Annotated in this window: 6 protein-coding genes; 1 reads left to right on the top strand and 5 read right to left on the bottom strand. The window is 71.8% G+C overall.

All coding sequences use genetic code 11. The annotated features are described in order from the left end of the window. Window positions 1-78 precede the first annotated feature (78 nt). A complete protein-coding gene (locus G6038_RS29990) occupies window positions 79-759 on the top strand; it encodes an alpha/beta hydrolase (RefSeq protein WP_165042464.1) in 681 nt (226 codons plus the stop codon). A gap of 791 nt (window positions 760-1550) precedes the next feature. Here the strand turns inward: G6038_RS29990 and G6038_RS29985 are convergent. The 5 genes from G6038_RS29985 to G6038_RS29965 form a co-directional block, all read right to left on the bottom strand. After that, the gene (locus G6038_RS29985) at window positions 1551-1943 is read right to left on the bottom strand and encodes a hypothetical protein (RefSeq protein WP_240918872.1); all 393 of its coding nucleotides are present in this window, start codon (window positions 1941-1943) and stop codon (window positions 1551-1553) included. Window positions 1944-2344: 401 nt separating this feature from the next. After that, window positions 2345-3484, bottom strand: coding sequence for a DUF2637 domain-containing protein (locus G6038_RS29980; RefSeq protein ID WP_165042461.1), 1140 nt, complete (start codon window positions 3482-3484; stop codon window positions 2345-2347). Window positions 3485-3748: 264 nt separating this feature from the next. Beyond that, the gene (locus G6038_RS29975) at window positions 3749-4255 is read right to left on the bottom strand and encodes a hypothetical protein (protein ID WP_346772957.1); all 507 of its coding nucleotides are present in this window, start codon (window positions 4253-4255) and stop codon (window positions 3749-3751) included. A 218-nt stretch (window positions 4256-4473) separates the two neighbouring features. Beyond that, complete coding sequence (locus tag G6038_RS29970) at window positions 4474-5742, bottom strand: insoluble domain protein (RefSeq protein ID WP_165042459.1); 1269 nt, start codon at window positions 5740-5742, stop codon at window positions 4474-4476. Window positions 5743-5872: 130 nt separating this feature from the next. Then, window positions 5873-6787 carry a hypothetical protein gene (locus G6038_RS29965; RefSeq protein ID WP_240918869.1) on the bottom strand — a complete coding sequence of 305 codons (915 nt, stop codon included), beginning with the start codon at window positions 6785-6787 and terminating at the stop codon, window positions 5873-5875. Window positions 6788-6969 lie beyond the last annotated feature (182 nt).

Below are 6969 nucleotides of genomic sequence, written 5' to 3'. Positions count from 1 at the left end.
GTTCGTTCAGGTGCGGCAGCAGCACGTCGAACCTGCAGGTCAACTGGCCGCGCACCTGCGCGTCGATACCCATAACACATCATCGACTGCTGCAATACGAAAGCACAAGTTATTTCGTTACGCTCCCTCAGCATCGACTACCGGCTCGGGCTGCCCCCGCGCTGGCAGGACGCCACCGGTGACGTGAAGTGCGCGGTGGGCTGGGTGCAGGAGAACGCCGACCGCTACGGCGTGGACCCCGACCGCCTCGCCCTGATGGGCCGCTCCGCCGGCGGGCACTTCGCCCTGCTCGCGGCCTACACCACAGGCGACCCGCAGCTGCCGCCGAGCTGCGACGTCCCCGACACCGGTGTCGAGGCCGTGGCCGCGTTCTACCCGCCCACCGACTTCACGCGCCTTAACGAGACGCCGGCGCCGTGGTGGCGGCCGAGTCTCGGGAGCTCGGTCGAGGACTCGACGGGAAGCGACGTCGACTACGTGGCAGAAGACGACCGCCGCCTCGCCTCGCCGACATCCCACGTCGAGCCCGGGGATCCGCCGACGTTCCTGGCCCACGGCGGCCGGGACCAGTTCGCGCCGCCGGAGCAGTCCGTGCTGCTGGCCGGCCGGCTGGCCGAAGCAGGCGTCCCCCGCCGTCTCGTCGAGCTGCCCGGGGCCAGGCACGCCTTCGACGCCGCCTGGGGCAGCTGGGGCTCGCAGATCGTCCGCCACGAGCTCGCAGAGTTCCTCGAGCACCGTCTCACCGACCACGACAACTAGCGCCGAGACGCGCACACGGACGAGCGTGCCGCTGCACGACGAGGCGAGCCTGCCTCGTCGTGCAGACAGGAACCTCCCCGCGCACCACACCCGGACAGCCGAACCACGCGGACCCGCCCCGGCGCTGGACACGGCCGGGCACCACCGCCCCGCCCGCCGCCACCCTCACGACGGACGCCGCACCCCCCAGAAAAGGCCAGTGCCCCGGCGCCCAAGGAGTGAACCGCCGGGGCACGCGGGCCCCGCACGTTGGAGGGGACCGTGCGCGACCCAGGGCGACACTACACAGGACCCAGGCCGCCTCACGGGCCACGGCGGGATGTCGGACCGGCGTCGTACGCTGCCCGGTGAGCGCCCCGGCACCCAACGCACCCGGGGCGTTCGCCCCTTTTCAGGACCACCGCACCCCCGGCCGCGGCGGCCCGACATGGGGCGGTGAGCCGATCGTGACCTCGCAGATGCAGCACGTCCAGGTGCGGTGACCGGTCGCTCCGGGGGTGCAGTCACACGGGATCCAACCGACGAGAACCTGGTTCGGGGCGAGGCGATGTCCCGCCGGGCATCTCGCCGGTGCGCGCTCGTACCGGGCCACATCCATGATGGTCGCACCACTCCCCCGGCTCAGGGGAACACATGTTCGAACAGCTCTGCTAGGGTGGGACTCGACGCCAGGACGGCGGGGGAAGCGCCGTCCTGGCGTCACTGTTTTCTCCGCCCCCGCAGGACCACCGGTTCGTTCGGCGCCCGCGCCTACCCGCACGGCATGGTGTGTATCCCCGGGCGGTGCCTGGTCACACCGACACCAACTGCTCCTCGCGTGCGGTGACCGCGTCGAGCGGAAGCAGCACCACCGGCGGGATCTCGAAGCCTTCGGCGTACGCGGCGTTCTTGAAGCGCTGCCAGCGCCGGCACACCGTCGACGGGGACGGGGTGTCGTCCAGCTCGGCGGCCACCTGCGCATAGGTCAGCTGCGGGCGGCCCAGCAGGATCGCCGCCACCTCCTTCTCCTCGCTGCGCAGCGTGCACCCGGCCAAGAACTCGCGCAGGCCGGCAACCGTCTGCGGATAGCCACCGGACGTCGGCGCGAGAGTCTGCTCGGGCGGCGCCTCGGGGCGGGCCGGGGCCTGCACGACGCAGTCCCGGGATGCGCCCTCGCCGTAGCGCTCGGTGTCCCGCGGCTGCACCGTTGCAGGCGGGGCGGCAAGAGTGGGGGCTCGGTGTGCACGCGTGCACCGGGGTACTGCACGTCGTGCCCGACGGGTGCATCCTCGGTGTGGTCGTGCACCTCGGGCGCCTCGGGTGTGCTCGCGTGCTGCTTCTCGTGGGCGGTCAGGCGCGCGTGGTGCACCGCCTCGGTGTAGCAGCCGCGTTCGACGGCCAGCACCCGCACGATCGTGGTGAACAGATGCAACAAGGCCAGGAACAGCAGCGGCACGATCACCGCAATGCATGCGGTGGTTGCAGCGATTGCGGCTGGCACCCGAGTCCCGCGGTATCGGAGAGTTCAGTGGCAGGGTTCGTCGGCACCGCGCGGCCGTTGGCCGGCGTTCATGCCGCGCTGCGTCGCTGCCGGCTGGTGCCGAGCTCAGTGCACTCGAAGCACTGCGCCGGCGTCAGTCAGCACGGCCCGGGGCTCCGCACTATCGGCGTCGGTGCCGCTGGGATCGAGGTCAGGTAACGGCGGGATAGTGAATCCGGCTGCACGGGCGGTGCCTTCCGCTTTCTTGTAGCGGCGTAATGCGGTACTGGCCGCTTTGGCACCGGTCTCTTCGGCCAGGGTGGCGAAGGTCCACTCGGGATGGTTGATCTTCAGTGCGGCGGTCTGTTTGACGATCGGATCGAGGTCGGTGCCTTCGAGGAAGGCGAGCAAGTTCTCCGTGGTCTGCAGGTCGTGGTGCGTCGAGTGCCCTCGTGCCTTGGTCGGTGCGGTGGTGTCGTCGAGGGCGGCGATCTCGGCGGCCACGAGGTGCGCAACGTCTGCCAGGGACGCAACGTCGATGCTCTGTTGTGCCGCAACGCAATTGCGGCGCGCAATGGGAGCTGCAACAGCGTCGTCGACAGTCTGGCCCTCACCATGTTCGGTGCCGGCTGTGGTTGAGGTGACGGCGCCGGTGTGGTCACGCTCCGCCGCTGGTGCGAGGTGTGTCGGTGCGGCGTGCGCATCATCGGAAGCACCCGGTGCAGCGCCAGGTGTTGCGCCGGGGGCGTGCATCAGCGCGTTGTGGTCGGTGTAGGCGTTTCCGATGGCCTTGATGAGGATGCCGATGCCGTGCGTGAACGCCAACACCAGCAGCGGTGGGATGACGGCGATCAATGCGGCCCCGGTCGGCGACAAGGGCATATAACCCGGGTCGCGGCCGGCCGCAACGAGGCGTTCGAGATTCCCGGCGCCTTGATAGGCGTGGTAGGCGTTGCCGTAGACGCTGATGAACACCACCGCAACGGCGAGTGTGGTGAAGAACGTCTTGCCTGGGGTGGTGCCGCCGATCTTGCTCAAGGCAACGACGGCGATGGTGGCTCCGAGGATGGCGCCGTCGACGATGGCCGGGAACAGCCACGTCAGGTGCTGGGGGATGCCGGCTTGATGTGCGAGGTCGCGTTGCACCGCGAACGACAGCACGAATGCGCCGGTGGTGATCCCGGCCGCAATGCCGGTGGCGAGCAGCAATGCGGCGATCAGTGCATACAGCTGCAGCCGTGCAGCACGCAGTTGAAGATCGGTCATGATCACAGTGGTCCTTCCCGAAAGTGTGCCGGTCGATGAGGGCGGGTACGCGGTGCGAGTGCAGGTTGTTGCGGTGGGGCACCGGTGGTTGCGCAATGGTCCGGGCACCGATTGCCGGGTTGCTGTCGTTGCCCGCAATGTGGTGCACCGCCGTGGCATGCGAGTGTGGGGTTGCACCGTCCCTGGGCGCCGGGTGGGTGGGACGCCGAGGCGCTTGCAAGGGTGGCGCGGAAGCGTTGCCGGGCGTGGGCTTCTCGTTGCAGGTCAGGTGAAGGCGTCGACGTACCAGCGGCCGTCGAGGTGGGCGGTGGTGACGGTCTGGGTGCCGCGGTCGACCGGCTGTCCGGGGCGCATGACGGACAGGTCGACCAGGTACACCCCGTCGGACAGTGCGGTGATCTTCTGGCAGTGGTTGGTGCCGAGCGGGACGGCGTCGATGAACCGTTGCAGCTCCGGGCCCGGCTGCACCGTGGAGGTGGGGGTGGCCAAGGCGCGCGCAGCCTCCCCGTTGCGCTGGTTGTAGTAGGCGAAGTTGAACGCCGCAATCACCCCCGCACCGGATTTCTGATCGCCGCGATCGGCGCGGCACTTCCCTGCGGTGTCCTGTGGTTCCTCGACCGGGTCCGGTTCGGGCAGCGAGAGGATCGGCACCCCGTTCTCGTCGACCGGCGCGGCCGAAGCCGGGGCAACTGTGGGGGACGCGCTGTCACTGCCACCCAGGTGCCCGATCGCCGCCGCCCCAGCCACCACGACACCCGCGACACCAAGCACGGCAACGAGTGGCTTCCCGCGCCGCCGGCCCGCTCCCCCGTTCTGCGACGCGTTCGAACGCCGGGGCACCGGCGCCGCGGCCCCAGACTGCGTGGCTGCCTCGCCGGGGCTCGCACCCGCGGCGGGTGAACCGTGGAGAAGGTCGATCACGGCCGGATGCCGAGCGGGCTGGCGGCCGACGTGCGGTCTGCGCATGGTGTACACCCCGTTCGTGTTGGTCAGTGGCCGTGCGTGGTGATGCCGTCCCCGACAGCGCCCGACAGCAGGTTGCCGGCCAGCCCCGGGGTCGCGTCGGCGAAGAGGTCCGTCAGGACCGCGTCGACCTGCTCGATGACCTGCTCCCCGCCGGGCTGCGTGGCCACGACGCCCCGGACCTGCTGATCGACCGCCGGCGCGGCCTCGACAGCGTTGTGCACCGTCGAGACCGCCGCCTGGCCGACGGGTCCGGAGTTCTCCCACTGCGCGAGCGTGTCCTGGGTCTGGGCCGCCACGGCGTCGTGGTCGATGTCCGGTACCGCGATCTCCTGCGGCTGCCCGAGGTCACCGGCACCGAAGTTGGTGCCGGCCGCGACACCGGCCGCGGCCCCGGCCACCGCACCGACCGCCGCAGCGGGAACCCCGGCGGCGGCCGCCCCGAGCGCCGCGCCGGCCGCGGTGCCGGCCACCCCGGTGGTGACCGCCGGCAGCCCCGGGATCGGGGTCGGGACCATTCCGCCGAGTGCCGCGCCTCCGAGGCCGCCGATGGTGCCGCCGACCAGGGCACCGGTCACGGCCGCCGGTACGCCGGCGGCGGTCGCCCCGGCCACGGCGCCGGTCGCGCCGCCGGCGATCTGGGCTGCGGCGAGGCGGTCGGCGCGGGTGGTCTCGACCCCGATCGACCGCCAGAAGGTGGAGACCTGGGCCTCGATGACCGCCGAGGTGTTGTTGGTGCGCTCGGCGTCACGGTCCGAGACCCAGTTCGGCTGCTCGAACACGGTGTCCCCGAACCGAACCTTGTTGCGTGGGGCGATGATCGGCGCGGTCGGGGCGACCGGGGTCGGCAGATGGAGTTGCTCGAGCGGCACGGGCTCCACGGCGACCTCGTCCTGCGGGAGGTAGGCGTCGGTGTCGTAGTCGTAGTTCGGCATCGGCCGCCACTGCACGTTCTCCGGCTGGTATTCGACCGGCGGGGCGACCCAGTACGCCGGCTCGGCGGGGACGTCCGGCACGGACGACGTTTCGGGCTCGGGCGTGGGCTCCGGTGCCGGGGCGGTGGTGGTGCCGCCCTGGCTGGTGCCGCCGGTGACGCCGTCCTGGGTGCTGTCGCCGGTTACGCCGCCCTGGAGGGGTTCGGCGAGGGCGGACGGGGCCAGGGCGATGCCAGAGGCAAGGGCCGCGGTGGCCACCGCCAGCACGGTCGCGGCCTGGGTGCCGTGGGTGCGGCGGTGGCCGCGTGCGCGGGCACGACGGGCGGCGCGGTTGTCGGTGGAGCTGGGGGTGTTCGTCACAGGGTATGCCTCTCGTGTGGGTCGCCCGGGTCGGGCGATGAATTGGATTGCACTGGATAGGTCTTGGATTGGGGCGCGCGTCAGACCCGGTGTTGGCATCCGACTCGGGCAGCGGGCCGGGGTCTGGGCGTCAGTTCCTGCCGGGCGCCATGAGCTCGACGGCGGTGGCCGCGAGGACGGTCAGCGCGTCGCGGGTGGGGCGTCGGAGCCCGCGGAGGGTGATGCGGTCTCCGGAGGCGAACCGTGGCTCGAAGGGCATCCGGCACACCGGCACCCCGAGGGCGGTGAACGCGTCGACGGCGTCGGTTTCGACCACCGGTGCGTCCCCGGGGCCGTCGGTGATGACCACGACGGTGCGGGTGAGCACGTCGGAACGAGTGGCGGCCATGGTGTGGAGGGTGCGTTGTGCGGCCGCGGCGGCGTCGTGGCGCAGCGGCACGGGCACGATCACCGCGTGTGCGGCCGCGATCGCCCACCGCCACCGGTCGGCGAGGTGGGAGTTGCCGGTGTCGACCACCAGCAGCTCCCGGTAGCGGCCGAGAAGCGCGGCGAGCCGGTCGACGTCGTCGTAGCTCGAGGCGCGGGCAGTGTCGGTACCGGCGGCGAGCGTGTCCTCGCCGCTCGGCTGGCGGGCCAGATACCGGGTCAGGGTCGCCGAGTGCACGTCGGCGGCCGCGTCGAGCTGGGTGAGCAGGCTGAGGGTGTTCTGCTCGTCGGTGGGTGGGGTGGCGATTCGGTCGGCGAAGCTGGATCCGGCCTCGCCGAGGTCGACGGCCACGACGCTGCCGGCCCCGCGGTGGGTGGCGACGGTGGCGGCCAGGGCGAGGGCGAGTGGGGTCTTGCCGACGCCGCCTTTGACGTTGACCACCGCGACCGTGGCCCGGTCCGGGAGCGGCCCGGTGATCACGGCGGCGGCCTGGCGCAGCCGTGCTTCCCGAGACGAGGGCCTGGGCGGCAGTGTCGCGCCGAGTAGGGCGTTGACGCGGCCCCGGAGCCCGAGCCTCGCCGGCTCGCGCGCGGCCGCAGGCACGCTGGGTGCGGCCAACGTCGACACCGCACCACGCGGGCCTGCGCTCGACGGGGCGACCGGCCGGCCCAGTTTCGGTGCTGCTGCGGGTGGAAGCGACACGGCGGCCGTCAGCACCGGCCCTGCCGGGAGGGAACCCTCTGGTGCCGCCCCGGGGGTGGACGGTCTGGGCTGGGCCGGTGATGTGGCGGGGGTGGGGA

This window comes from Rhodococcus sp. 14C212, assembly GCF_011058195.1.
Lineage (GTDB): Bacteria > Actinomycetota > Actinomycetes > Mycobacteriales > Mycobacteriaceae > Rhodococcus > Rhodococcus aetherivorans.
The sequence above is the reverse complement of the archived record's forward strand: the minus strand, read 5'-3'. Positions and strand labels throughout refer to the sequence as shown.